Below are 24,563 nucleotides of genomic sequence, written 5' to 3'. Positions count from 1 at the left end.
TGTGAAGCTGGACGCCGTGACCCAGCTCACCCGTGCGTTGCTCGACGCCGCGGCGGACCTCTTGGCGGCACGCGGCTTCCGCGGCCTCCGCATGGCGGACGTGGCCACCAGGGCGGGGGTGAGCAGGCAGACCGTCTACAACGAGTTCGGCAACAAGGAGCGGATCGTCGACGCGGTCGCCCGGTACAAGACCGAGCAGTTCCTGGCGGGCGTGCGGGAACGGCTGGCCGGGACGCCCGACCCGGTGGACGGCATCCGCGAGGCCATGCGGTTCGTGTTCAGCCTGGCCGCGGAGGACCCGCTGACGAACTCCGTGCTGGCGGGCGGCACGCGCGCGGAGGACGTCCTCCCGCTGGTCACCACCAAGGGCGGCCCGGTGCTGGCGGCGGCGACGGCCGTGTTCCTGGAGCACGTCCGCGCGCACTGGCCCCGGGTGCCCGCCGAGCGCGCCGAGCTGATCGCGGAAACCGTCGTGCGGACGGCGATCAGCCACCTCCTCACCCCGACCCGGCACGGGGTGGACGCGGTCATGGCCGTGACCACCGCGCTGCTGCCCTGAACGCGACAGCACCGCACCCGCCCTCAACGCCGACGGCACCGCGCCGGCGCTCAACGCCGACGGCACCGCGCCGCGCCTTCGGGCAGGATGGTGGGGTGCGGATCATCCTGAACCTGATATGGCTGGTGCTGAGCGGGTTCTGGCTCGCCCTCGGGTACGTCGTGACCGGGATCATCTGCTGCATCCTCGTCATCACCATCCCGTGGGGGCTGGCGGCGTTCCGGATCGCCAACTACGCCCTGTGGCCGTTCGGCCGGACCGTGGTCGACCGGCCGGGCGCGGGCGCGCCGTCCCTGATCGGCAACGTCATCTGGATCGTGGTGGCCGGGATCTGGCTCGCGCTCGGGCACCTGGTGAGCGGCGCGCTGCTGTGCGTGACGATCATCGGCATCCCGCTGGGCATCGCGAACTTCAAGATGGTCCCGGTGTCGCTCATGCCCCTCGGCAAGGAGATCGTCAGCGAGGTCTGACCGGCCGGCGGCGGGGCCCGGTCAGACCTCGTCCAGCCGCACCACCAGGCAGGGCCCACCGCTGTACAGCCCGGCGTCCACCGCCAGCACCCGGCCGTCCGCGTACCGCAGCGGCCCGTCGATCTCCTGCGGCGGCACGCCGAGCTGGTCCGCGATCACGCTGTGCCCGTGCACGACCTCGGTCCCGCCCAGCGCGTCCAGCAGCTCGGCGGCCACGGTCCCGCCGTCGGGGCCCCGGAACGCGTACCGGGTGGTCATCTTCCGCCAGCACTCCCACCACGCGGCGAGGTCGTGGCCGCGCAGCACCTCGCGCACGGCGTCGTTGACCTCGTCGATCGTAGAGCCCCACTCCAGGTAGGCCAGGGTGTCGGAGTGCATCAGCAGGTGGTCGTCCACCAGGCGCAGCACCGGCCGGGTGGTGAGCCAGTCGATGTGCCGGTCGGTCAGCCGGTCCTGGTCGCTGCGCAGGCCGCCGTTGAGCAGCCAGCTCCGGGCGAAGCTGCGCGGGGTGGGCGCGTCGGGCACGTGCTCGTCCCCGAACCGGTGCATCCCGAGCAGCAGCACCTCGTGGTTGCCGACCAGGGCGTCCACCTGCCCGTCCGCCTGCTCGGCGAGGCGCATCACGAACTCGATGACGCCGATGCCGTCCGGGCCGCGGTCGACGAAGTCGCCCAGGAACCACAGCTCCGCGTCACCGCCCGACCAGTCGCCGTGCTCGTCGACCAGGTCGCGGGAGTGCAGGGCAGCGGTCAGCTCGGCGAGGTGCCCGTGCACGTCGCCTACCACGAACAGCGGTCGGTCCACGGTTGCGACGATAAGCGACGTGGCCGCGCGGTGCGCGGAAGTGGATCACCATTCGGCCGCTCGCCCGCGCCGGGGCCGCCGCGGTTGGTGCGGGTGGCCTCCCCCTCCAGGGTGAACTCCGGGCCGTTCGCGTGATGCGGCGGTCGCGTTGCCCATCATCACGGGCATGAGGGAGCACTTGGAACGGGTCGCGGTGGTGCTGGACGAGGTGATGGGCGAGACCGCCGCCACCGGGGTCATGACGCCGTGGCAGCACGTCGACTGGCTGCGGCTGCACGCCGACCTGCTCGACCGGTTAGGAGCCGCCGCCGGCGCGGGCAGCGCCGTGTCCGGGCGCGGCGAGCTGGTCCGCGACCGGGCGGAGCGCATGGCCGACCGCCTGAACCGGGTGCCCTCGGTGGAGGCCGGGCCGGCCGACGGCAGGCCGGTCGACGACCTGCTCGAACACCGCACGGTCTCCGGCGACCTCCACGGGTTCCGGGGCGACCCGCCGCCGGAGCGGTAGACCCCGCTCCGCCGTGCCCCTCACCAGCGCGCCACCGGCACCGCTCTCACCCCTCGTCCGGGAACGGGTCGGCGGAGTGGCCGACCAGCTCGGCGACGGACTTCACCACCCGCGTCGGCCGGTACGGGTAGCGCTCGGCGGTGGATTCGGCGGAGATCCCGGTCAGCACCAGGATCGTGCGCAGGCCCGCCTCCAGCCCGGCCCGGACGTCGGTGTCCATCCGGTCGCCGATCATCAGGGTGCTCTCCGAGTGCGCGCCCAGCGCCCGCAGCGCCGACCTCATCATCAGCGGGTTGGGCTTGCCCACGTAGTAGGGTTCGCGGCCGGTGGCGCGCTCGATCAGGGCCGCTATGGAACCGGTCGCGGGCAGGGAGCCCTCGCGGGACGGACCGGTCGCGTCGGGGTTGGTCGCGATGAACTTCGCGCCCTCCTCCACCAGCCGGATGGCCTTGGTGATGGCCGTGAAGCTGTAGGTGCGGGTCTCGCCGAGCACCACGTAGTCCGGGTCGCGGTCGGTCAGCACGTACCCGACCTCGTGCAGCGCCGTGGTCAGGCCCGCCTCGCCGATCACGAACGCCGACCCGCCCGGCCGCTGCGAGTCCAGGAACTTCGCGGTGGCCAGCGCCGAGGTCCAGATCGCCGCCTCGGGCACCTCCAGGCCGGTGCGGGACAGCCGGGCGCGCAGGTCGCGCGGGGTGTAGATGGAGTTGTTGGTGAGCACGAGGAACGGGATGCCGTTCGCGGTCAGCTCGGCCACGAACTCGCTCGAACCGGGGATGGGGTGCTCCTCGTGCACGAGCACGCCGTCCATGTCCATCAGGTAGTTCCACTGCTCGGCCATGACCGCCATGCTGCCGGCTCAGCCCTTGACCACGCGTCTGCGGAAGACCTCGATCAGGGACCGGTGGTAGCGCTCCAGCACGTCCCGCTCGTCCGGTGTGAACTGCGACAACACCTCGTGCAACGTCTGCTGCGCCCCGATGAAGAGGTGGGCGAACCGCTCCTCCGGCAGCGTGACCTCGACGAGCACCTTGCGGCGGTCGTGCGGGTCGCGCACCCGCCGCACGTACCCGGCCTTCTCCAAGCGGTCGATCACGCCGGTCACCGCGCCCGTGGACAGCCCGGACAGCTCGGCGATCCGGCCGGCGGTGATGGGGCCGTCCGAGCGCAGGGCCAGGTCGAGGCACTTCTCGTCGGTCGGCGAGAGGCCCATCTCCTCGGCCACCCGGCTGTGGAACATGATGGTGAGCGCGCTCACCTCGCGGGCGTAGAAGCTGAACCGCTCCAACACGTCGGCGGGGATGTCGTGCTCGCTCGTCATGTCAAATAATTTAGCCGCCGGGTGCTCGCGCCCGGCATTTCGCCCGTTCCGTCCACCGCGTGCCGGTTTGCGGCGCGTTCACCGCCCGCGCCGGGCGCACATCGACCCATTCGCAGCGGTACCCGTCGGTGTCAGCGCATTACCCTGGCAGGAGTGACGGCAGTCGACTTGGGACTACCCATTGTGCGCGGAACGCCCGAAACGTCCGCGCGGCCCGATTCCCCGCGGCTGGTCGACCGGCTCGGACGGGTGGCGACGGACCTGCGGGTGTCGCTGACCGATCGCTGCAACCTGCGGTGCACCTACTGCATGCCCGCCGAAGGTCTCGACTGGTTGCCGAAACCGGACCTGCTCACCGACGCCGAGCTGACGCGGCTGATCGCGATCGCGGTGACCCGACTGGGCGTCACGGACGTCCGGTTCACCGGTGGCGAGCCGCTGCTGCGCCCCGGCTTGGCGGACGTGCTCGCGGCGACGGCGGCGCTGGAGCCCCGCCCGCGCCTGTCCATGACGACCAACGGCGTCGGCCTGGCCCGCCGCGCCCGGCGGCTGGCGGCGGCCGGGCTCGACCGGGTGAACATCTCGCTGGACACCCTGGACCCGGCCAGGTTCCACGCGTTGACCAGGCGCGACCGGTTGGCGGACGTGCTCGCGGGCCTGTCCGCCGCGCGGGGGGCCGGCCTGACGCCGGTCAAGGTCAACTCGGTGCTGATGCGGGGCGTGAACGAGGACGAGGCCGTGCCGCTGCTGCGGTTCTGCCTGGCGCACGGCTACCAGCTCCGGTTCATCGAGCAGATGCCGCTGGACCCCCAGCACGGGTGGGACCGGGCCGACATGGTCACCGCCGGGGAGATCCTGGCCGCGCTGCGGGCGGAGTTCGAGCTGACCCCGGAGCCCGGCGAGCGCGGCGGCGCGCCCGCCGAGCGCTGGGTGGTCGACGGCGGCCCCGCGGTGGTGGGCGTGATCGCGTCGGTGACCAGGCCGTTCTGCGCGGCGTGCGACCGGACGCGGCTGACCGCCGACGGCCAGGTGCGCAACTGCCTGTTCAGCCGGTCCGAGACGGACCTGCGCGCGCTGCTGCGCGGCGGGGCGTCGGACGAGGAGGTCGCCGAGCGGTGGCGGGCGAACGCGTGGGCGAAGGCGGCGGGGCACGGGATCAACGACGCCGGGTTCCACCAGCCGGACCGGCCGATGAGCGCGATCGGGGGATGACGTGGTGCGACTGACGGTGCGGTACTTCGCCGGCGCGCGGGCGGCGGCCGGGGTGGCGGACGAGGACGTGGAGCTGCCCGGCGCGCCGACCGTGGCGCAGGTGCTCGACGCGGTGCGCGCGCGGCACGGGGACGGGCTGGCCCGCGTGCTCGCCGCGTGCAGCTTCCTGGTGGACGGCGTGGCGGTGCGCGACCACGGCGTGGCGGTGCCGTCCGGGGCTCAGGTGGACGTGCTGCCGCCGTTCGCCGGGGGTTGAGGCGGGCGGTCCGGTCGGGCGGTCCGGTCGGGCGGTCCGGCGGCGCGGTCGGTCGTGTGGTCGCGGCGCGGTCGGGTCGTGTGGTCGGATCGGTCGGCGGGGGCGGGTGGTCCGGGCCGTCGAGGTGGTCGGCGAGGCCGCTCGCGGGGGCCCTCCAGGCGTGACACGGGTGGATTATCAACGTGAGCCACACCTCACCGAACGTGATCCATCTCGGCAGGTCTCGGAACGGAAACGGGACGGTAACGACGCTTCTACCTGGCTAAACGACCCCCTCGCGGGATCACCGCTCAGCGTTACAGTGATGTGCATCACGATGTGGAACGTTTGGCGTCGCGCTCCCGGTTACGTACCGTCGCTCTTCGGTTGGCCCCGACCGACCACGAGCATGATCCGGGACGCCGCACACCGAGCCCTGTCCAGCGGCCCCGGCAACAACCCCGAGCCAGAGAAATCCGCCGGACAGGGACTGATCGACGTACCGGGCCCGAACCCGAGTCGGTCGTGCAGGTGTGGTGGGCAGGAAGGCAAATGGCTTCTTACCGAGGCAAGCACCGTCCGGCCATCAGCTCCACCGCCCGTACCGTTGCCAAGGTCGCCGTGGCCGGTGTCATGGTCGGTGCCCCGCTGAGCCTGGCCGTCGGCACCGCCAGCGCGCAGGGCTCCGGCGTCAACTGGGACACCGTCGCCGCGTGCGAGAGCGGCGGTGACTGGAGCATCAGCACCGGCAACGGCTACTACGGCGGGTTGCAGTTCCTGCCGAGCACGTGGCAGGCCAACGGCGGCTCCGGCATGCCCCACCAGGCTTCCCGCGAGGAGCAGATCCGCGTCGCCGAGAACGTCCTCGCGTCGCAGGGCATCAACGCGTGGCCCGTGTGCGGCCCGAAGGGCCTGGGCGGTGCGGCCGCCCCCGCCCCGCAGCGCACGGCCGCCCCCGCGCCGGCGCAGCCGCGCCAGGCTCCGGTCCAGCAGCAGCAGGCGCCGCAGCAGGAAGTGGTCGCGCCCGCCCCGCAGCAGGCGCCGGCACCCGCGCCCGCGCCCGTGGCGCTGCCCAGCAACAACCCCGCCGGCGACTACGAGATCAAGGAGGGCGACAGCCTCTCCAAGATCGCGTCGGAGCTGAAGATCGAGGGTGGCTGGGAGAAGCTCCACGAGCTGAACAAGGAGTTCATCCCCAACCCGGACCTGATCCTCGCCGGGCACAAGATCGCCACCAAGTGATCTCGGGGCCGGTTCCACCGGCCCGCACGACCAGAGACCCCGCCGTTCCCCCCGACGGCGGGGTCTCTGCCGTCCCGTGGTGCTCGCGCCGGCCGGTTCGGCGAGGGCGTGCCGGCCCGGTTCGGCGAGGGTGTGCCGGCCCGGTTCGGCGGGGGCGTGCGGGGCGGTGAGCTGTGTGGGGCGGTGAGCTGTGCGGGTTCTCAGCTCTGAGGCCGGGAAATGTCGGTGCCTCGTGGGATGATCGAGACGGGGGCCGGAGGCAACGGCCCGTGTCGTCCCGGCGTGGTGGCCGGAGCGGCTCAGCGGCCGTGATGGCCGGAGCGGCCCGGCAGCCGCGGTGCGCGTCCGGGTCGGAGCCGGCTCGGGGGCAAGACCCGCTCCCGGCCGAAAGCCGTTCCGGCTCGCAGCCCGCTCCGGGTCGAAGCCCGCTCCGGCTCGCAACCCGCTCCGGCTCGCGGCCCGTTCCGGCTCGCGGCCCGCGCCAAGTCGAAGCCCGCGCCAAGTCGAGACCTGCTCCGGATCGAAGCGCGGCGTCGGCTCACCCCGTCAAGGGCAGTTCACCCACTCGTCACTGCCGTCACCGAACACCTGCCGCTTCCACACCGGAAGCCGCCGCTTCACCTCGTCCACCAGCTCGGAGCACACGGCGAAGCCCTCCGCCCGGTGCTCGGCCGACACCGCGACCGCCAGCGCCACGTCACCGATCGCCAGCCGTCCCACCCGGTGCGACACCGCCACCGCCCGCACACCCGCGAACCGACCCACCACGTCGGCGACGACCCCCGCCACCACGTCACCGGCGGTCGGGTGGCCGACGTACTCCAGCTCGCGCACCGAACGCCCGTGGTCGTGGTCGCGCACCACCCCGGCGAAGGTCACCACGGCACCGGCCGCCGCGTGCTCCACCGACTTGGCGTGCTCCTCGACCGACAGCGGCTCGTCGCTGACGGTCGCGCGCACGATCGCCGCGCGCGTCATCCCGGTCATGCGTGGTCACCTCCGGTCACCTGGTCCACCGCGTGCTCCAGCAGCGCGCCGAGCACCTCCAGCCCGTCGCGGACACCGCCGGTCGAGCCCGGCAGGTTCACCACGAACGTCCGCCCCGCCACCCCGGCCACCCCGCGCGACAGCACGGCGGTGGGCACGTGTGGCCAGCCCGACCGGCGGATCGCGTCCGCCACGCCCGGCACCTCGAAGTCGAGCACCGCTCTCGTCGCCTCCGGCGTGCGGTCGGTCGGGCTGATCCCGGTGCCGCCGGTCGTGATCACCACCGGCACGCCGTCGGCCACCGCCGCCCGCAGCGCCTCCGCCACCGGGTCGCCGTCCGGCACGACCACGGCGTCCGGCACGTCGAACCCGCGCTCCCGCAGCCACGACACGATGATCGGGCCGCTCCGGTCCTCGTACACCCCGGCGGCGGCCCGGTTGGACGCGGTGATCACCCGCGCCGGCGTCACGGGCGCTCCCACAGGCCGGTCTTGCCGCCCTCCTTGCGCTCGACCCGCACCGCGTCCAGCGACGCCGCCGGGTCGACCGCCTTCACCATGTCGTGCAGCGTCAGCCCGGCCACGGACACGGCGGTCAGCGCCTCCATCTCCACGCCGGTGCGGTCGGTGGTCCGGACGGTGGCGGTGATCCGCACCTCCGCCGCGCCCGGTTCGAGGTCGACCACCACGCCGGACAGCGCGATCGGGTGGCACAGCGGCACCAGCTCCCAGGTGCGCTTGGCCGCCATGATGCCCGCGACGCGCGCCGTGGCCAGCGCGTCGCCCTTGGGCAGGCCGTCGCTGCCCAGCAACCGCACGACCTCCTCGGTGGTGCGCAGCACCCCGGACGCGGTCGCGGTCCGCGTGGTCGGGTCCTTGGCGGACACGTCCACCATGCGGGCCGCGCCACGGCCGTCCAAGTGCGTGAACTGCTTGGTCATACCGCGATGCTAGGCCCGTGCGGAAGCACGACCGAGTCGAGCAGCGCGGCGGTCCAGGTCGGTGCGGTGCGGGTCAGTTCGGTGCAGGTCAGTTTTGGGCGGCTTTGCGCACCGCTTCGGCCACGGCGGGCGCGACGGACGTGTCGAACACGCTCGGCACGATGAAGGACGCGTTCAGCTTCTCCCCGTCGACCACGTCCGCGATGGCGTTGGCCGCGGCGAGCAGCATCGAGTCGGTGATGGTCCGCGCGTGCGCGTCGAGCAGGCCGCGGAAGACGCCGGGGAACGCCAGCACGTTGTTGATCTGGTTCGGGAAGTCCGACCGCCCGGTCGCGACGACGGCGGCGTGCTTCTGCGCCTCCATCGGGTCGATCTCCGGGTCGGGGTTGGCCAGCGCGAACACGATCGCGTCGGAGTTCATGGTGGCGACCTGCTCCGCCCCGAACAGGTTCGGCGCCGACACCCCGATGAACACGTCCGCGCCGACCAGCGCGTCGTGGAGCCGCCCGCTCACGTTGTCGCGGTTGGTGGCGGCGGCGATCGACCTGAGGTTGTCGTCCAGGCCGGGCCGGTCGCGGTGCACGATGCCGTCCACGTCGACCGCGATCACGTCCGCCGGCGACTGCTTGAGCAGCAGCCGGATGATGGCCGAACCGGCCGCGCCCACGCCGCAGACCACGATCTTGCAGTCCTCCGGCTTCTTGCCCACGACCCGGAGGGCGTTGCGCAGCGCGCCGACGACGACGATGGCGGTGCCGTGCTGGTCGTCGTGGAAGACCGGGATGTCCAGCTTCTCCCGCAGGCGCGCCTCGATCTCGAAGCAGCGCGGCGCGGCGATGTCCTCCAGGTTGATGCCGCCGTACACGGGCGCGATCAGCTCCACCGCGCGGATGATCTCCTCGGTGTCCTGGGTGTCCAGGCACACCGGCCACGCGTCGACGCCGGCGAACTTCTTGAACAGCGCCGCCTTGCCCTCCATCACCGGCAACGCCGCCGCGGGGCCCAGGTTGCCGAGGCCGAGCACGGCCGACCCGTCGGTGACCACGGCGACGGTGTTGCGCTTGATCGTCAGCCGCCGCGCGTCGTCCGGGTTCTCCGCGATGGCCTGGCAGACCCGCGCCACGCCCGGCGTGTACGCGCGGGACAGGTCGTCGCGGTTGCGCAGCGGCACCTTGGAGGAGATCTCGATCTTGCCGCCCAAGTGGACCAGGAAGGTGCGGTCGGAGACCTTGCGGACCACGATCCCCGGCAGCAGGCCCAGGGTGTCGGTGATGTCCTTCGCGTGGTTCGCGGAGAGCGCGTTGCAGGTGAGGTCGATGATCACCCGGTCGGTGTGCGACTCGACCACGTCGAAGGCCGTGATCACGCCGCCCGCCCGGCCCACGGCCGAGGTCAGGTCGCCTGCCGCGCTCGCCGACGGCGGCGCCTCAAGGCGGACGGTGATGGAGTAACCAGGGCCGGGGACCGGCATCGAACCTCCCAGAACGGCACGCTCTCGCGGGTACGAGCCTAGTCCGGTCGGATTAGCGGAACGCGGGCGGCTCGGGGGTGCGGGTTGGTGCTGGGTCGCGAGGTGGTGCGGTGCGGGGTTCGGGTCGAAGCTGAAAGATCAAAGCTTGAAAAGCGTCCTCGCCGGACGGGCCGGCCACCGAGGATGGGGCACTGCTCCAAGCTTCGCTTGAAGCAGTGCTGAGCGTGTCATCCCCGTATGGCCTGGTCAAAGACCACCACGCCGGTCAGGCCAGGTCAAGCGGTGAAGCGTGCTTGACCTGGCCTGACCGGCGTGGTTGCCCTGCGGGCAGGCCATACGGGGATGACACGCTCGGGTGAGGTGTGCGCGTGGCGCGGTGCCTTGCGCGTGGGTCGCCGGATCAGCGGTTGATCTCGGTCACCGGGTGGTAGTAACCGAGGTCTTCCACCGGCAGGGGGAAGGTGACCTTGCCGAACGGGGACAGGGCGCCCTGGACGTCGCTGGCGAGTTCGCTCACCGCGTACTTGCCGTCCGCGGGCGGCTCCGGCCAGTGGGGGTCGATGCGCTCGGGGCGGGCCTTGGCCACGATTCCTCCTCGGTGGTGCTGCACGTCGTCGTCAAGTGTGCCTCACCGGGTCGTGCCCGCGTGCGGCCCTATACCGTGGTGGGGATGTCCGGCACCACATTGGCCGAGTGGCTGCGCGCGCGGGACGACGCCGCGCTCGTGGCGTTGTTGCGTGCGCGTCCCGACCTGGCGACCCCGCCGCCCGCCGACACGGCGGTGCTGGCGACGCGGGTCGGCTCGCGGGCGTCGGTGGCTCGGGCCTGCGAGGACCTCGACACGCTGACGTTGACCGTGCTGGAGGCGTTGCTGGTCCTCGACGCCGATCAGCGCCCGGTCGCGGTCGAGGAGGTCCGGCGGTTGTTCGACGTCGACGTCCGGCCGGCGGTCGACGTCCTGCGCGCCCGCGCGCTCGTGTGGGGCGACGACGCCGCCCTGTCGACGCCGCCCGCCGCGCGGGACGCCGTCAGCCCGTTCCCCTGCGGCCTCGGGCGGTCCGTGCCGGGGTTGGCCGACGTCGACCTCGGTGCGCTCGGCGAGGACGAGCGGCGGGTGCTCGGGGCGTTGGCCGTGGGACCTCCGATCGGCCAGACCAAGGACGCCGCGCACGTCGTGTCGTCGGCCAACGCCCGCACGCCGATCCAGAAGCTGCTCGCCAGGGGCCTGCTGGTGCGACGGGACTCGTCGACCGTCGAGCTGCCGCGCGAGGTCGGCCTCAAGGTGCGCGGCGACCGACCGCTGGGCGACGTGCGGACGTCCGAGCCGGCCCTGTCGATCCTCGACCGCGATCCGGCCACGGTCGACAGCACGGGCGCGGGCGAGGCGCTGGAGCTGTCCCGCCACGTCGAGGCGCTGCTGACCGGCTGGTCGGAGGAGCCGCCCGCCGTGCTCCGGTCGGGCGGGGTCGGTGTGCGCGAGCTGCGCAGGCTCGCGAAGGAGCTGGACGTCGACGAGCGGCGCGCCGCCCTGCTGGTCGAGCTGGTCGTCAACGCCGGGCTGGTGGCCGACAGCGAGGGCGCCGAACCGGAGTGGGTGCCGACCACCCAGGCCGACACGTGGCTCGCCGCCGCGCCCGAGCACCGCTGGGCGACGCTCGCCCAGGCGTGGGTGGAGCTGCCCCGGCTGCCGGGCCTGATCGGGCAGCGCGACGACCGCGACCGGCTGCTGAACCCGCTCGCGCCGGAGCTGAACCGGCCCGGCGCGCCGCGGGACCGCCGGCGCGTCCTGGAGGCGTTCGCCGCCCTCCCGCACGGGACGGCCGTGCCCGACGTCGACGAGCTGGCCGCGGTGCTGGCGTGGCGGGCTCCCCGCCGCGGCGGACGGCTGCGGGACCAGTTGGTCCGCTGGACGCTCCAGGAGGGCACGGCGGTCGGTGTGCTGGCGTTGGACGCCCTCACCGCGCAGGGCCGGACGCTGCTGAGCGAGGGGCCCGGCCCGGCGGCCAAGCGGCTCGGTGACGCGCTGCCACCGCCGGTCGACCACGTGCTGGTGCAGGCGGACCTGACGGTGGTCGCGCCGGGACGCCTGGAGCCCGACCTCGCCGAGGACATCGCCCTGGTCGCGGACGTCGAGTCCGCGGGCGGCGCGACCGTGTACCGGGTGCACGAGGGCTCGGTCCGGCGGGCGTTCGACGCCGGGCGCACCGCCGCCGACCTGCACGAGCTGTTCCGCGCGCGGTCGCGGACGCCCGTGCCGCAGTCCCTGGCGTACCTGATCGACGACGCGGCGCGCAAGCACGGCCGCCTGCGCGGCGGCGCGGCCGGGTCGTTCCTGCGGTGCGACGACCCCGTGCTGGTCACCGAGGTCGCCGTGCACCCCGCCGCCGAGCGGCTGGAGCTGCGCAAGATCGCGCCCACCGTCCTGGTCAGCCCGTACCCGCTGGCCGAGGTGCTGGACGGCTTGCGGGCCGCCGGGTTCGCGCCCGCCGCCGAGGGCCCCGACGGGCGGGTGCTGGACCTGCGGGCCGGTGGTCGGCGGATCGCGCCCAAGGGTCGGCGCAGGTCACCGGCGCCGGCACCGCCGTCGGACGAACAGCTGGGCGAGCTGGTGCGGCTGGTCCGCGCGGGCGACCAGGCGGCGACGACCGCCGGCGGGGCGCGGGTGTCGGTGCCGGGCAACCTCGGCGCGGGGCCGTCGGCGACGCTGGCCCTGTTGCAGCGGGCGGCGCGGGAGGGGCGCAGCGTGCTCGTGGACTTCGTCGACGGGCACGGCACGGCGGCGCGGCGCGTCATCACGCCGCAGGTCGTCGGCGGCGGGGTGCTGGAGGGCGTGGACGTCAGCTACGGCGAGGTGCGCCGGTTCCCGCTGCACCGCATCACGTCGGCCGCGCTGGTCGAGCACGACGCCGGCTGATCCCGGTGCGCGGCTCGAAGGGCGGCCTCCCGGTGGGTGGCCGCCCTCTTCGGCGTGGTGGGACCGCTCAGCCCGCGCGGACCGACATCCACTGGCGCATCGCGTGCTCCACCAGTGTGATCAGGGTCTGCTTGGTCGACTGGCGGTTCCGGGCGTCGCACGTGACGATCGGCACCGACTGGTCGATCGTCAACGCCTCGCGGACGTCCTCGATCCGGTGGTGCAGCAGACCGTCGAAGCAGTTCACGCCCACGACGTACGGCAGCTGCCGGTCGTCGAAGAAGTCGATGGACGCGAACGCGTCCGCCAACCGCCGGGTGTCCACCAGCACGATCGCGCCGATCGCGCCGCGCACCAGGTCGTCCCACATGAACCAGAACCGGTGCTGACCCGGCGTACCGAACAGGTACAGGATCAGGTCCTGGTCGAGCGAGACCCGGCCGAAGTCCATCGCCACCGTGGTCGTGACCTTGTTCGGCGTCGCGGAGAGGTCGTCGACCCCCGCGCTCGCCTCGGTCATCACCGCTTCGGTGGTCAGCGGCACGATCTCCGACACGGAGCCGACGAACGTCGTCTTGCCCACGCCGAACCCACCGGCCACCACGATCTTGGCGGAGGTCGTCGGCTTCCGTGCGCCTTCGTCCGCGCTGGGGCTAGAGCCTGCGAAGCCCACTGAGCACCCTCTCAAGGAATTCAATGGAAGGCCGGTCCCCCACGACCAAGCCGCCCTGGTGAATCAAAACCAAACCCATGCTCGCCATGTCGCCGATCAGCACCCGGACGACGCCCAGCGGCAGCCGCAGGTGCGCGGCCACCTCCGCCACCGACCTCGTGTCGCGGCACAGCCCGCAGATCGACCGGTGCTCGGGCAGCACCGCCGCGTCCCGCTCCTGCCCGCGCTCGCTGGTGGACACCAGCGCCTCGATCGCGAGGTCGTAGTCCGGCCGGGTGCGACCGCCGGTCCGGGTGTACGGGCGGACCAGCGAGCCGGATTCGGCCGCCGGGTTCTCCTCCCGCCGGACGACCGGCTGCGGACCGGTCGTGTACGGGAGCTGCTCCGGCACGGCGTCGGGCAAGCCGTGGGCCCCGAACAGGTCTGCGCCCGGACCCCCGAACAGCCCGCTGCCGTACCCGTCGATGTCGAACCGGTTGGGGACGTCGTCGTAGTCGTACGACGAGTCGTCAACCTCACGCTGAGACATATCGCCTAGCCCCTGCCCTGTGCCTTCGACTCGTGGAGGCCCGGCCGCCCGACCGGCCCACGAGTTGGGTGCGTCCTCGGCTTCCTCGTCTGCTGAGGGGTCGGCATCCGGCTCCGCGAACCGGAAGCCCCCGACCGCCCACTCCTGGTAGTTGAAGTTCCTACCGAAGCGACGACCGCCGGCGCCAGATCGTTCAGCCATTTACCGCTCACCCCCACGATCTCATGAGGATCTACCGCCGGACCACGCCCTGGAGCTGCGCGCGCAGCTCCGGGGTCAGCTGCTGGCCGACGCGCTCGACCAGGAGGGTCATCTCGTACGCGACGAGGCCGATGTCGCAGTTCGGGGCCGCGAGCACCGCGAGGCACGACCCGTCGCTGATCGACATCAGGAACAGGTAGCCCCGCTCCATCTCGACCACGGTCTGGTTCACGGTGCCCGCCTCGAAGCACCGCGCGGCGCCGGCCGTGAGGCTCACCAGGCCGGACGCCACCGCGGAGAGCTGTTCGGCACGGTCGCGGGGCAGCCCCTGCGAGCCGGCGAGCAACAGCCCGTCCGCCGACACGACCACGGAATGTGCCACACCGGGAACCCTGCGCACGAAGTCGGTGATAAGCCAACCAAAGCTGCCTGGCTGAGCTGCGGTCGTCACTCCTGCTCCTCGTCTTGCCGGCTCGACATGTCACCAGCGTAAGCGTCGATCAAAGCGTGTCGCCCTCGGCGGACGCCCTGCTGAAGACTCGACATGCGTCCACGGATCGCGTCAGCCGATCGTGGTGGCAGCGGGGGCCGCTGCGGTTGCCGCTCCGCCGCCTGCGGCTTGGGAGCGGCGGATCCCGGCACAAGCTGAGCCTTGGGCACCCGCTTGGGCAACCCCGCCTGTGTCGTGGTCTCGGGCGCCTTGCCGAGCAGCGACTGGGCCGCCTGCCAACCTTCGTCGGCGGGCGAGTGCCAGGCGGGCTCGGCGGGCGGTTCCAGGTCGCCGTGCGCGCCGGGCCGAGCCTCGGCGACCGGCTCGGGCTCGGTCACGCGGTGCACCTCCGGAGCGCGCTTGGGCAGGTTGTCGGGCGAGCCGGGCCGCCGCTTGGGCAGGCCGCCCTCGGTGACCGGCCGGCCCTCGTCGACCTCGCGGTGCGGCGCCGACGTGAAACCGCCGTCCGCCTCGCGCGGCGCGCTCGCCGGGCCGTCCTCCGCCGGTGGCACGGGCTGGCGCCTGCGGGTCGGCAGGACCGCCTCCTCGCGCGCGGCGGGCTCCGGTCGGGCCTCGGGCGCGGGTGGCACCGCCTGGGCGGACGCCGCCGAGGTCTCGCTGCCCACGGCCTGGAACCACTGGGACAGGACCGCCTCGTAGATCGGCAGCCGCTCGGTCGGCGCGTCCAGGTCGGGGTCGGCCGCCCGCGCGGCGGACGGCACGTGCGGCGTGAAGCCGTTGCGCCGCACCGGTTCCGGCTCGTCCGACGGCGGTGCCGCGAACGGGTCGGCGAACGGGTCCGGCTCGGCGGCCCGCTCGTGCTCCGCGGCCGACGCGGAGTCGGCGAACGGCGCGGGCTCCGCGAACGGCGCCGGGTCGGCGAACGGCTCACCCGCGAGCCTGCTCTCGATCGCGGGCGCGAACTGGGTCGTCTGGAAACCGTGCTGGTCCGGGTCGTCGTCGCCGTGCCGGTCCTCGTAGGCGGTGAACAGCGTCGGCTCGCCGAACGAGCCCGAGGGTTCGTGCTCGACGTCCCGCGCGCTCTCGTCGGCCACCGGCAGCCACGGCTGCGAGATCTCGCCGGAGCGCTCCGCGGGCACCTCGCCGAACATCGGCAGCCCCGCCGCGTCCGGCTCGCCGTCGCTGCGCACGAAGCTCACCGGGAAGCCCGGCTCGTCCTCCAGGCGCGGCGAGCTGCCGTGGCCCGGCTCCTCCTCCAGGCGCGGCATGGAGCCGGTGAACGCGCCCGCGATGCCGCTCGCGCGCTCCGCCTGGTTGGGCGCCTGGCTCGACGCCTGGTAGCCGGCCGGGGTGCCGAACACCGACTCGGCGGCGGCCGGCGCGCCCACCCCGCCGGACGAGGCGACCAGCGTCTCGGGCACGACGACGACCGCGGTGGTGCCGCCCTCGATGTCCTCGTTGGAGCGCAGCCGGACCTTGATGTCGTGCCGCTTGGCCAGCCGCGCGACCACGTACAGGCCCATGCGGCGCGACACGGCGACGTCCACGTCCGGCGGCTCGGCCAGCCGCTCGTTGGCGTCGGCGACCTCCTGCTCGGTCATGCCCACGCCGCGGTCCTGGATCTCGATCGCCAGCTCGCCCTTGCGGGTGCGCGCCGTGCGCACGGTGACCTTGGTGACCGGGTCGGAGAACGCCGTGGCGTTGTCCAGCAGCTCCGCGATCAGGTGCACGAGGTCGTTGACCGCGCGGCCCTGGACGGTCAGCTCCGGCGTCGGGCCCACCTGCACGCGGGCGTACTGCTCGACCTCGGACACCGCCGCGCCGAGCACCTCGGCGGCCGGCACCGGGCGGGTGAGCCGGCGGGACAGGTCGGTGCCGGAGAGGACCAGCAGGTTCTCCGAGTTGCGGCGCATCCGGGTCGCCAGGTGGTCCAGCTCGAACAGGCTGGCCAGCTGGTCCGGGTCCTGCTCGTCCTGCTCCAGCCGGTCGATCAGGTTCAGCTGGCGCTCGACCAGCGCCTGCGACCGGCGGGACAGGTTGACGAACATCGCGTTGACGTTGTCCCGCAGCAGCGCCTGCTCGGCGGCCAGCCGGACCGCCTCGCCGTGCACCGCGTCGAAGGCCCGCGCGACCTGGCCGACCTCCTCCTTGGTGGTGATCGGCACCGGTTCGATGGCGGTCTTCGCCGCCTCCTGCGGGTTCGGGTCCACCAGGATGCGGCTGACCGCGTCCGGCAGGCCGTGGTCCGCGACCTCCAGGGCGGTGCGGCGCAGCGTGCGCAGCGGGGTGAGGATCGACCGCGACACGATCGCCGCCATCAGGAACGCCAGCAGCAGCGCGCCGAGCACGATGCCCGAGTCGCGCAGCGCCGACGTGCGGGCCTGGCCGGTCAGCTCGTCGGTGCGGTTCTGGAGCTGCTCCAGCAGCAGGTTCTCCACGTCGCGCGTGAGGTTCACGGTCAGCGTGGCCGCGATGTCCCACTTCTCCGGCCGCAGCGTCGACAGGCCCTTGTTCGCGGCGGCCAGGTTCAGCGCCGACTCCTGCATGTCGTTCGCGGTGTCGACGATCAGACCGGTGACGGTGTCGTCGTAGATCTTGGCCTGGTCGGGCGTCGCGGACTTGCGGAAGTCGTTGCGGGCCGCGTCCAGCTCCGCGTTCGCGGCGAGCAGCGCGCGTTGCTGGCCGGGGCCGAAACCGCCGCGCTGGAAGACGTCGAGCAGGATGCCGCGCTTCTGCGACTCCTGCTCCTTGATGCGGCCGATCGCGTTGGTGGCCAGGTGCAGCCGCACCAGCTCCGGGTGGTTGATGCCCGCGATGGCCTGCTCACCGAGGTCGAGGAGGCTCTCCACGGACTCGGAGTAGGTGCGCAGCACGGCGTCCGACGGGTACGCGGTGTCCCGGACGGCGTTGCGGAGGCTGTTGAGCCGCTTGAGCTGCTCGGCCGCGCGGACGAACCGGGCGACGACGTCGTCGTCGAGGTCGCCGCGCAGCTCGCCGATCTTGGTGTTCAGCGCGTCGATCATGTCGTTGACGCGGCGCAGCTGGCGGTCGAGCACGACGCGGTCGAGCGTCTTGCCCGACGCCACGTGGCTCGCGCTCAGGTCTCGCTCGCGTTGCAGTTGCTGCACGAGGTCCGCGACCGCGGCCTCCAGCTGGATCTGGTTCGCGAGCCGGTTGAACTCGGTCGCGTCACCGAGGTCGGACTGCACGCGCAACCCGCCGAGGGCGAGCGCCGCCACGGCCGGGATCAGCAGCACGGCGGCCAGCTTCGCGGGCAGGCGCCAGTTGCGGAGCCGCCACGCGGCGGTACCGGCGTCCTGCTTGGTGCGCACCTCGGTTGTCGGCCCGGCGCCCGTTGACTCGGTCACAGTTCCATCACGCAGCGCAGCCAGTCCGTCACCCGAATCGGGGCTCTCGGAGCGCGGTGGATTCCCCACCCCTGACTGGCTGGGACCTCTCTCTCGTCGGGCCACCCTGGGCTTCCTCTTCCGGCAGCAGTGTTCCCCGGCCTCTCCCCCGGACCGAAGCATGGACTGGAAAATCGGGCCGAATTGCAGCACAGGGGTGGTAGCGCCGGCTAGGCACCCCACCTCCGCGCAGGGACACAACGCCTCCACTCGGACCTTGTGCCACCCGGCCGGGAGCGTAGTGCCGCACCCCGGCCGCGGGGAAGCCTCTGGAAGCACTCACAGTATCGGCCGGGGCTGTCGTTTCACACCTCCGGGTGGTTACCATCCCGGCATCGACAACTAGGTCGAGAATTAGGTTGATCAAAAAGACCCCGCTCAAGAGGTCGACGCGGCGAGAGGTGCCATGCCAACCCCAGCGCGTGTTCTGCGACGTGCGGCAGCGTTGTTCGCGTGTGCCGCGACCCTCACGGCGTGCGGCCTGCTGCCGGGCACCAAGGACGCGGACCGGCCGGATGTGGAGCGCAGCACGCTCCGCATCGGCGTCCTGCCGGTGGTCGACGTCGCGCCGCTCAAGCTGGCCATCAACCAGAAGCTGTTCGAGAAGTCCGGGCTGTCCGTGCAGCTCGTGACGCTGAGCAGCGAGGCCGAGGGCATCAAGCAGCTCGACACCACGCTGGACATCACCTGGGCGAGCCACGTCAACCTGTTCCGCGCGGTCGCCGACGGCACCCAGCTCCAGCTCCAGGGCGAGGCGTACCAGGCGGGCGTGAACACGATGGCGCTGGTCACGACCGACGCCAACTACGACGGGCCGGCCAAGCTGTCCTCGCCGCGCATCGCCGTGAACAGCGAGACCGACGTCGGCGCGCTGACCACCAAGGCCGTGCTGGACACCGCGGGCGTCGAGAAGCAGCGGATCGGCCTGCGGGTGATGCCGTTCGAGCAGATGATGGACGCGATGAAGGCCAAGGACGTCGACGCGGCGTGGATGACCGAGCCGTTCATCACCAGGGCGCAGAAGGACCTCGGCGCCCGCATCGTCACCGACACGGCGATCGGCCCGACCAAGGACTTCCCCATGTCGGGGTACGCGTCGAGCAAGAAGTTCGCCGACGCCAACCCCAAGGCGCTGGCCCTGTTCCGGGACGTCCTGCGGGACGCGCAGCAGGCCGCGACGAACGACAAGCTGTCCGTCCAGGACGCGCTGACCGGCTACGTCGACGTGGACCAGCAGACCGCCGCGCTGGTGTCGGTGGGCACGTTCCCGCTGTCGCTCAACCAGGTCCGGCTCCAGCGGGTCGCGGACATGATGGACACCGAGGACGTGCTGCCGGGTCGATTGGACGTCCAGGCGCTGCTCCCGCCCGGCACGACGAACTAGCGGGGCGCGCCCGGAACGAACGGTGCGCGACCGGTTCGTCGCCGGCGGTGATTGTTTCCAGGGGTCTTCCGCGGTGGCCGCGGAAGACCCCTGTTTTGTCATTCGGTCTTGACCATGCAGATGGTGGTGGCGGGCTGTGAGTAAACGAACACGGTCTCGCCTGCCGCGCACGCGTTCTCGTCCTGGGTCCCCACCACCTTGGTCACCTTGTGGGTGGCCGACGAATCGCAGGTCACCTTGGTGGTTTTGCCCGCGACAATCGTGCCCTCCTGCTTGAAGCAGTCGCCCTCCTTCGCGTTGAACACGAGGCAGAGCTTGAAGCCGTTGCTGCGCCGGCCACCCCGGTCCCGGTACTCGGAGTAGTCGCCGGAGGGGCACGCGTCGGTGCTGCTGCCGAGGTTGGCGGCCACCTTGAACGCCGCGTCGGGCGACGCGCAGTCGACCGTCTCCACGTCCGCGTTGGTGCTGCTCGCCGACTTCACCTTGATGCAGTCGCCGACCGCCGCGCGCCCCGGGCTGCCGACGCCCGCGATCAGCCCGGCCACGACTATGCCCACGATGAGTAGGCCGACGACGCCGATCAGCGCCTTCGCGCCGCCGGGTGTCCTCTTCTTCGCCGGCGGGGCCGGGTAGCCCGGCTGCGGACCGGGGAAGCCGGGCGGCCCGGCGGGGGGCGGGTGGCCTGCCTGCGGGTAGCCCTGCTGCGGGTAGCCCTGGCCGGCTTGCGGCGGGTAGCCCGGTTGCTGGGGGTAACCCTGGTCCGGCCCCTGGTAGGGCGGCGGGTGGCCCTGCCGCGGTCCGGGCTGGGCCGGGTGGCCGTGCGGCGGGGAGGCTTGGCCCCACCCCGGCTGCGGTGGCGGTTGGCCACCGGGCGGGGGGTGGTGGGGCGACGGGTCGGGAGGCGTGGTCACGCTGCGTTCCTCTCGGGTCGGACGAGCGGAACGTACCGCCGCGGAGCGGGCGGGCGCAGTCGATTCGACGCATCCCGGCGACCAGTCGGGACCGGCGTCAGCGGAGCCAGGGGGCGTGGGAGACGAGGCAGAACGTCACCGGCGGCTCCGGGTAGGCGACCTTCCGGTCGTCACCGCACTCCGCCGCGCCCCGCGCGACCTTGCGCACCTTGAGCGACTCGGTGGTGGCGCAATCCACCCGGCGCATCCCGGACTGGCGGTCGTGCCGGTAGCAGACGCCCTCGACGAAGTTCGGGATCAGGCACACCCGCGCCGACGACGTGTAGGTCGTGTACGGCGAACCGCCCCTCGGGCACGGTTCCGTCTCCGCCACCACCTTGGCGACCTTCACGTTGGCCTCCTCCGCCGCGCAGGGCAGGGGCTCGTAGCGGGCCAGTTCGGCCTGCCTGGAGACGCTGGCGCACTCGCCCGGCGCGGGCTGCGCGCCGCCGCCCACCGCGCCCGGCACGACACCGCCCAGCACGACGACGGCCGCGCCGATGACCCACACCAACTTCCGCATGGACGGGTCATCGGCACGGCCGCGCGCCGGATCGAGCGATTTCACCGCATGTGGTGATGGACCGGTCGTCGCCGGCGGCCCCGGGCGCGCCGGTCACGGGCGGTGATCACCGACGGTGGTCACGGGGCGTGACCACCGGACGGGCGGTCGCCGGCTCGCGGGTCACAGCTCGGCCGGTTCCAGGCAGTACGTGAGGGCGGGCTCCGGGTAGGCCACGCCGGAGCTGTCCGGGCACCGGTCCAGGTCGGCGACGTCCTTGATGACCTTGGTCACCCTGATCGCGTCGGGGCCGACGCACTCGCCCTTCACGAACCCGGTGCCCTCGCCCGGCTGGTAGCAGCTGCCCTCGACCATGTTCGGCAGCAGGCACAGCCGGTCGCCCTCGTTGGCGCCCGACTTCGCGGTCACGTCCGTGTAGAGACCTTCCTCGGGGCACAGGTCCTCGCCCTTGGTCAGCACCTTGCCGACCTTGTACCCGGCCTTGTCGTCGTCGCAGTCGAGCGTCTTCACGTCGGCGCGGTCCTCGGCCTCGCCGCTGAGGCTCACGCAGTCGCCCGCCGCCGCGGCCGAGTTGGCGGTCACGAAGTAGCGGACGGCGAAGAAACCGCCGACGGCGACGAGCACGGCCAGGGCGGCGATCAGGATCTTCTTGGCCGGGCCGCCCGGCCGCGCCGGCTCGTCGCGCTCCTCGTCGTCGGGGGTGACCAGGTAGCGCTGCGGCTCGACCTGGTCGGTGAGGCCGACCGGTGCGCCGTCGCCGGGCGTCGGCGCGGGCGGTGCGGCGGGCGGGTCGGACTCCTCTGCGGTCGGCGTCGCGAGCGTCGCGCCGCCCTCGGCGGGCTCGGCGGACGCGCCGGGCTCGGCGGGCTCGGCGGCGGGTTCGCCGGCGGCGGCCGGGTCGGTCGCGGGCTTCCCCGTCGCGGGCTCGTCGGCCCTGGGTTCGGCCGCGGTGCCGGGTTCGGCCGCGGTGCCGGGTTCCGGTGCGGTGCCGGGTTCGGGTGCCGCGGTGTCGGGCTTGGGCGCATCGTCGGCGGCTTGCGGTGCGTCCGCGCTGGTCCGGGGCACGTCGGAAGCGGGCTTGCTCGGCTCGTTGCTCATCATCATCCTCGCTGGACGGGTGCGCGTGACGTCCCAGAAGGTAGCGGCCCGCACACCCGTCACCACGCTGAGGCGCTCACGGCGGAACGCCCCCGGACCGGGGAACGCCCCGCCTTCCGCCGCGCCCGGCGGCCCGCGCGGCGGCGTCCGTGCGCGGTCCGTGCGCGGCCTGCCACCGGCCGCGACCGACTTGCACCCGGTTGGAACACTGGGAGTACGCCAACGACAGGAGTGCGTTCTCGTGACCGACGGCCCTTTGATCGTCCAGTCGGACAAGACCCTGCTGCTGGAGGTCGACCACCCGCTGGCGGACGAGGCGCGCACCGCCATCGCGCCGTTCGCCGAGCTGGAGCGCGCCCCCGAGCACGTCCACACCTACCGCGTCACGCCGCTCGCCCTGTGGAACGCGCGAGCCGCCGGGCACGACGCCGAGCAGGTGGTCGACGCGCTGGTCCGGTTCTCCCGCTACCCCGTGCCGCAGCCGCTGCTGGTCGACGTGGTGGACACGATGGGCAGGTTCGGCCGGCTCCAGCTCGCCAACCACCCCGCGCACGGCCTGGTGCTCGGCTCGTCGGACCGCGCGGTGCTGGAGGAGGTGCTGCGGCACAAGAAGGTCAAGCCGATGCTGGGCGCCCGCATCGACGACGACACGGTGGTCGTCCACCCGAGCGAGCGCGGCCGGCTCAAGCAGCTGCTGCTCAAGATCGGGTGGCCCGCCGAGGACCTCGCCGGCTACGTCGACGGCGAGGCCCACCCCATCGAGCTGGTGGAGGACGGCTGGCAGCTGCGCGACTACCAGCGGCTCGCGGCGCAGGCGTTCCGGGCGGGCGGCTCGGGCGTCGTCGTGCTGCCGTGCGGCGCGGGCAAGACGCTGGTCGGCGCGGCGGCGATGGCCGAGGCGGGCGCGACGACGCTGATCCTGGTGACGAACACCGTCGCGGGCAGGCAGTGGAAGCGCGAGCTGGTGGCGCGCACGTCGCTGACCGAGGAGGAGGTCGGCGAGTACTCGGGCGAGCGCAAGGAGATCCGCCCGGTCACCATCGCCACCTACCAGGTGATCACCCGCAAGTCGAAGGGCGAGTACAAGCACCTGGAGCTGTTCGACTCCCGCGACTGGGGCCTCATCGTGTACGACGAGGTGCACCTGCTGCCCGCGCCGGTGTTCCGGATGACGGCCGACCTCCAGTCCCGGCGGAGGCTGGGCCTGACCGCGACGCTCGTGCGCGAGGACGGCCAGGAGGGCGACGTCTTCTCGTTGATCGGGCCCAAGCGGTACGACGTGCCGTGGCGCGACATCGAGGCGCAGGGGTGGATCGCGCCTGCGGACTGCACCGAGGTCCGGGTGACGCTGACCGACAACGAGCGCCTGGAGTACGCGACCGCCGAGCCGGAGGAGCGCTACAAGCTGTGCTCCACGGCGCGGACCAAGCTGCCGGTGGTGCGCGCGATCCTGGACCGCCACGCCGGCGAGCCGACGCTGGTGATCGGCGCGTACCTCGACCAGTTGGAGTCGCTGGGCGAGGCGTTGGACGCCCCGGTCATCCAGGGCTCGACGAAGAACAAGGAGCGCGAGCAGCTGTTCGACGCGTTCCGGCGCGGCGAGCTGCGCACCCTGGTGGTGTCGAAGGTGGCGAACTTCTCCATCGACCTGCCCGAGGCGTCGGTCGCGGTGCAGGTGTCGGGGACGTTCGGGTCGCGGCAGGAGGAGGCGCAGCGCCTGGGCCGGCTCCTGCGCCCCAAGGGCGACGGCCGCCAGGCGCACTTCTACTCCGTGGTCTCGCGCGACACCCTCGACACCGACTACGCCGCCCACCGGCAACGCTTCCTCGCCGAGCAGGGCTACGCCTACCGCATCGTCGACGCCGACGACCTGCTCGGACCCGAGCTGCCCGAGGTCGGCTGAAGCGATCCCCCGGAGCGGTGGGTGAACGCGGCCGGGGGACGGGTGGAGCCGGAAGTCCCCTGGATCGGCTGATTTCGACCCGCTCGCCCACCGCGCTAGGTTGATCGCCGGACTTCGGCCCGACGATCGGGTGGGACATGACTGTGGTCGTGCGGCTCCGGCCGGCACCGCGCTGGTGGGTGTGGCGCCCAGGGGCCGACCGGGTGCCCGCGGTGCGCCTGGCCCGGCGGCGGGCACGGCGGGCCCGGTCGCGGGTGCTGCTCGTCGTCGCCGTGCCGGTGGCGTGCGCGGTGGTGCTGCTCGCGCCCGCGCTGTGGTCGGCGGTGGCGTTCGCGCCCGTGCCGTTCCTGGTCGCCGGGGCGCTCGCGCTGCTGCCGCCGCGGGTCGCGGAGTGGGACGTGGTGTCGGCCGCGGCCGAGCGGGACGTCGTGCACAGCGAGCGGTTCGCGGACGTCGGGCAGCGGCGGCGGGCGCGGCGGCTCTGCGAGGACTTCCTGGCGCTGCGGGTGGACGTCGACCCGGCGCGGCGCGACCGCGTCGAGGCGCTGCTGTGGCAGGCGCTGGTCGCGCTGCGGGACAGCCTGGCGCTGCGGGACGCGCTGGGCGCGGCGGGCAACCGACCCGGCCTGGCCGCCGACCTGGCCGAGTCGACCCGGGGCCTGGCCGAGCTGGACCGGCGGGTGGACGGGTTCGCCGCCGCGCTGCGCATCGCGGTCGAGGAGGAGGAGCCGCGACTCGCGGCGAGCGCGCTCCGCCGCGTCGCCGCGCTGGACCCGATCTAGGC

Annotated in this window: 25 protein-coding genes; 10 read left to right on the top strand and 15 right to left on the bottom strand. The window is 73.0% G+C overall.

Annotated elements, in window-relative coordinates; translation table 11 throughout:
* The first annotated feature begins 16 nt into the window (after window positions 1-16).
* Window positions 17-559, top strand: a complete 543-nt coding sequence (locus tag C8E97_RS04100; protein ID WP_170211612.1) for a TetR/AcrR family transcriptional regulator — start codon at window positions 17-19, stop codon at window positions 557-559.
* A gap of 95 nt (window positions 560-654) precedes the next feature.
* A complete protein-coding gene (locus tag C8E97_RS04095) occupies window positions 655-1,029 on the top strand; it encodes a YccF domain-containing protein (RefSeq protein WP_121001777.1) in 375 nt (124 codons plus the stop codon).
* 21 nt (window positions 1,030-1,050) lie between these two features.
* On the opposite strand, the gene C8E97_RS04090 is transcribed toward C8E97_RS04095, so the two are convergent.
* A complete protein-coding gene (locus C8E97_RS04090; protein WP_121001775.1) occupies window positions 1,051-1,833 on the bottom strand; it encodes a metallophosphoesterase in 783 nt (260 codons plus the stop codon).
* 166 nt (window positions 1,834-1,999) lie between these two features.
* On the opposite strand from C8E97_RS04090, the gene C8E97_RS04085 reads away from it, so the two are divergent.
* Entirely contained in the window at window positions 2,000-2,338 is a 339-nt protein-coding gene (locus tag C8E97_RS04085) for a hypothetical protein (protein ID WP_147454991.1), read from the top strand.
* Between the two features lie 46 nt (window positions 2,339-2,384).
* Here the strand turns inward: C8E97_RS04085 and C8E97_RS04080 are convergent, their stop codons facing one another.
* Window positions 2,385-3,179 (bottom strand): HAD-IIA family hydrolase, encoded by a 795-nt coding sequence (locus C8E97_RS04080; RefSeq protein ID WP_425470469.1) that lies wholly within the window; start codon window positions 3,177-3,179, stop codon window positions 2,385-2,387.
* A gap of 18 nt (window positions 3,180-3,197) precedes the next feature.
* Window positions 3,198-3,659, bottom strand: coding sequence for a MarR family winged helix-turn-helix transcriptional regulator (locus tag C8E97_RS04075; protein ID WP_121001769.1), 462 nt, complete (start codon window positions 3,657-3,659; stop codon window positions 3,198-3,200).
* A 153-nt stretch (window positions 3,660-3,812) separates the two neighbouring features.
* On the opposite strand from C8E97_RS04075, the gene moaA reads away from it, so the two are divergent.
* The 3 genes from moaA to C8E97_RS04060 all read left to right on the top strand — a co-directional run bounded on the left by moaA (window position 3,813) and on the right by C8E97_RS04060 (window position 6,348).
* A complete protein-coding gene (gene moaA, locus C8E97_RS04070; protein WP_170211610.1) occupies window positions 3,813-4,871 on the top strand; it encodes a GTP 3',8-cyclase MoaA in 1,059 nt (352 codons plus the stop codon).
* Window position 4,872: 1 nt separating this feature from the next.
* The gene (locus C8E97_RS04065) at window positions 4,873-5,127 is read left to right on the top strand and encodes a MoaD/ThiS family protein (protein ID WP_121001765.1); all 255 of its coding nucleotides are present in this window, start codon (window positions 4,873-4,875) and stop codon (window positions 5,125-5,127) included.
* A gap of 531 nt (window positions 5,128-5,658) precedes the next feature.
* Window positions 5,659-6,348 (top strand): LysM peptidoglycan-binding domain-containing protein, encoded by a 690-nt coding sequence (locus tag C8E97_RS04060; protein WP_121001763.1) that lies wholly within the window; start codon window positions 5,659-5,661, stop codon window positions 6,346-6,348.
* A 546-nt stretch (window positions 6,349-6,894) separates the two neighbouring features.
* Here C8E97_RS04060 and C8E97_RS04055 read toward each other — a convergent pair.
* The 5 genes from C8E97_RS04055 to C8E97_RS04035 form a co-directional block, all read right to left on the bottom strand.
* A complete protein-coding gene (locus tag C8E97_RS04055) occupies window positions 6,895-7,335 on the bottom strand; it encodes a molybdenum cofactor biosynthesis protein MoaE (protein WP_281275309.1) in 441 nt (146 codons plus the stop codon).
* The gene (locus C8E97_RS04050) at window positions 7,332-7,805 is read right to left on the bottom strand and encodes a MogA/MoaB family molybdenum cofactor biosynthesis protein (protein WP_121010727.1); all 474 of its coding nucleotides are present in this window, start codon (window positions 7,803-7,805) and stop codon (window positions 7,332-7,334) included. The genes C8E97_RS04055 and C8E97_RS04050 overlap by 4 nt, the downstream gene beginning before the upstream one ends.
* A complete protein-coding gene (moaC, locus tag C8E97_RS04045; RefSeq protein WP_121001761.1) occupies window positions 7,802-8,275 on the bottom strand; it encodes a cyclic pyranopterin monophosphate synthase MoaC in 474 nt (157 codons plus the stop codon). The genes C8E97_RS04050 and moaC overlap by 4 nt, the downstream gene beginning before the upstream one ends.
* Before the next feature lie 88 nt (window positions 8,276-8,363).
* A complete protein-coding gene (locus C8E97_RS04040; RefSeq protein ID WP_121001759.1) occupies window positions 8,364-9,746 on the bottom strand; it encodes an NAD-dependent malic enzyme in 1,383 nt (460 codons plus the stop codon).
* 400 nt (window positions 9,747-10,146) lie between these two features.
* A complete protein-coding gene (locus C8E97_RS04035) occupies window positions 10,147-10,332 on the bottom strand; it encodes a hypothetical protein (RefSeq protein WP_121001757.1) in 186 nt (61 codons plus the stop codon).
* A gap of 84 nt (window positions 10,333-10,416) precedes the next feature.
* Between C8E97_RS04035 and C8E97_RS04030 the strand changes: the two genes are divergently transcribed.
* On the top strand, window positions 10,417-12,660 hold the full coding sequence (locus C8E97_RS04030; RefSeq protein ID WP_121001755.1) for a helicase-associated domain-containing protein: 2,244 nt from the start codon (window positions 10,417-10,419) through the stop codon (window positions 12,658-12,660).
* Window positions 12,661-12,727: 67 nt separating this feature from the next.
* On the opposite strand, the gene C8E97_RS04025 is transcribed toward C8E97_RS04030, so the two are convergent.
* The 4 genes from C8E97_RS04025 to C8E97_RS04010 are packed head-to-tail and all read right to left on the bottom strand — an operon-like array spanning window position 12,728 to window position 17,882.
* Window positions 12,728-13,333, bottom strand: coding sequence for a GTP-binding protein (locus C8E97_RS04025; RefSeq protein WP_121001753.1), 606 nt, complete (start codon window positions 13,331-13,333; stop codon window positions 12,728-12,730).
* Window positions 13,314-14,063, bottom strand: a complete 750-nt coding sequence (locus C8E97_RS04020; protein WP_121001751.1) for a DUF742 domain-containing protein — start codon at window positions 14,061-14,063, stop codon at window positions 13,314-13,316. The genes C8E97_RS04025 and C8E97_RS04020 overlap by 20 nt, the downstream gene beginning before the upstream one ends.
* 31 nt (window positions 14,064-14,094) lie before the next feature.
* The gene (locus C8E97_RS04015) at window positions 14,095-14,514 is read right to left on the bottom strand and encodes a roadblock/LC7 domain-containing protein (protein ID WP_033442969.1); all 420 of its coding nucleotides are present in this window, start codon (window positions 14,512-14,514) and stop codon (window positions 14,095-14,097) included.
* Window positions 14,511-17,882, bottom strand: a complete 3,372-nt coding sequence (locus C8E97_RS04010; RefSeq protein ID WP_246018664.1) for a sensor histidine kinase — start codon at window positions 17,880-17,882, stop codon at window positions 14,511-14,513. Before C8E97_RS04010 ends, C8E97_RS04015 begins: the two co-directional genes overlap by 4 nt.
* Before the next feature lie 484 nt (window positions 17,883-18,366).
* Here C8E97_RS04010 and C8E97_RS04005 point away from each other — a divergent pair, with 484 nt between their 5' ends.
* Window positions 18,367-19,305 (top strand): ABC transporter substrate-binding protein, encoded by a 939-nt coding sequence (locus tag C8E97_RS04005; RefSeq protein ID WP_246018662.1) that lies wholly within the window; start codon window positions 18,367-18,369, stop codon window positions 19,303-19,305.
* A 98-nt stretch (window positions 19,306-19,403) separates the two neighbouring features.
* On the opposite strand, the gene C8E97_RS33945 is transcribed toward C8E97_RS04005, so the two are convergent.
* From C8E97_RS33945 to C8E97_RS03990, 3 genes are all read right to left on the bottom strand, one after another.
* Window positions 19,404-20,216, bottom strand: coding sequence for an LppU/SCO3897 family protein (locus tag C8E97_RS33945; protein WP_147454990.1), 813 nt, complete (start codon window positions 20,214-20,216; stop codon window positions 19,404-19,406).
* A 97-nt stretch (window positions 20,217-20,313) separates the two neighbouring features.
* Window positions 20,314-20,778 carry an LppU/SCO3897 family protein gene (locus C8E97_RS03995; protein ID WP_121001743.1) on the bottom strand — a complete coding sequence of 155 codons (465 nt, stop codon included), beginning with the start codon at window positions 20,776-20,778 and terminating at the stop codon, window positions 20,314-20,316.
* Window positions 20,779-20,940: 162 nt separating this feature from the next.
* Entirely contained in the window at window positions 20,941-21,876 is a 936-nt protein-coding gene (locus tag C8E97_RS03990; protein WP_121001741.1) for an LppU/SCO3897 family protein, read from the bottom strand.
* Between the two features lie 241 nt (window positions 21,877-22,117).
* Here C8E97_RS03990 and C8E97_RS03985 point away from each other — a divergent pair, with 241 nt between their 5' ends.
* Both C8E97_RS03985 and C8E97_RS03980 read left to right on the top strand, forming a co-directional pair.
* A complete protein-coding gene (locus C8E97_RS03985) occupies window positions 22,118-23,779 on the top strand; it encodes a DNA repair helicase XPB (RefSeq protein ID WP_121001739.1) in 1,662 nt (553 codons plus the stop codon).
* A gap of 137 nt (window positions 23,780-23,916) precedes the next feature.
* Window positions 23,917-24,561, top strand: coding sequence for a hypothetical protein (locus tag C8E97_RS03980; protein ID WP_147454989.1), 645 nt, complete (start codon window positions 23,917-23,919; stop codon window positions 24,559-24,561).
* Window positions 24,562-24,563 lie beyond the last annotated feature (2 nt).

The organism is Saccharothrix australiensis, from assembly GCF_003634935.1.
GTDB lineage: Bacteria > Actinomycetota > Actinomycetes > Mycobacteriales > Pseudonocardiaceae > Actinosynnema > Actinosynnema australiense.
Note: the sequence above shows the minus strand (reverse complement) of the source record. Positions and strands in the feature narration are given on the sequence as shown.